This is a genomic window from Shewanella hafniensis (assembly GCF_019655335.1).
Classification (GTDB): Bacteria; Pseudomonadota; Gammaproteobacteria; order Enterobacterales; family Shewanellaceae; genus Shewanella; species Shewanella hafniensis.
In genome coordinates this window covers 1-807 of sequence record NZ_BPFD01000193.1, presented here as the reverse complement: position 1 = coordinate 807, position 807 = coordinate 1, and the positions used below count along the sequence as shown (strand labels likewise).

Genomic DNA, 807 nt, shown 5'->3' with positions numbered 1-807 from the left:
GAAGGGGAGAAGAGAAAGAAGAGAGGGGAAGGAAAGGAGAAGGGAAGAGAGAAAGGGAAAGGGAGGGGGGGAAGAGGAAAAGGGGGAGGAAGGGAGAAGAGGGAGAAAAGAGGGAAGAGGGGAGGAGGGGGGGGGAAGAGAGAAAAAGAAAGGGAAAAGAAGAAGGGGGGGGAGAGAAAAGAGAAGAAAAGGGGGGGGAGGAGAAAAAGGGAGGGGAGGGGAAGGGAGGAAAAAAGAAAAAAGGAGAGGGAGGGAGGAAAAGAAGAAGAAGAAAGAGAAGGGAGGAGGAAAGAGGAAAAAAAAGAGAGAAGAAAAAAGGAGGGGGAAGGAGGGAAGGAAAGAGAAAAAAGGGGGGGAGAGGAAGGAAGAGAAGGAGGGGAAGGGGGGAGAGGGAGAAAAAAAAAAGGGAGAAAGGGAAGAAGGGGGGAAGAAAGGAAGAGGGAAAGGAGAGAGGGAGGGAGAAAAAGAAAGAGAAAAAGAGAGAGAGGGAAGAGGAGAAAAAAGGAAGAGGAAAAAGAAAAAGAGAGGAGGAGGAAAGAGGGAGGGAAAGGGAAGGAAAAGAGGAAAAGAAAGGAGGGGGAGAGGAAAAGGGGGGGGAAAAGAAAAGAAAAAGGGAGGGGAGAAGAAGGGGAAGGAAAAGAAAAGGGGGAAGAGAAAGGGACGAGAAAAGAGTCGCGTGGGAGGGGAGGGACGAAGGCGGCCGGAGGATCAAAGAAAGGAGAAAGAAGGGCGGGCGGACTGGGGAGGAGGCGCAAAGAAGGGGCGCAAATAGGGAGAGGAGAGGGAGGAGGGAGGAGGGGATCCTTC

General features: G+C 52.0%; 1 protein-coding gene. It reads left to right on the top strand.

Features of this window, described 5'->3' with window-relative positions; all coding sequences use genetic code 11:
- On the top strand, positions 1 to 807 hold an 807-nt coding region (locus tag K5Q99_RS23095; protein WP_220778126.1), incomplete at both ends, for a hypothetical protein.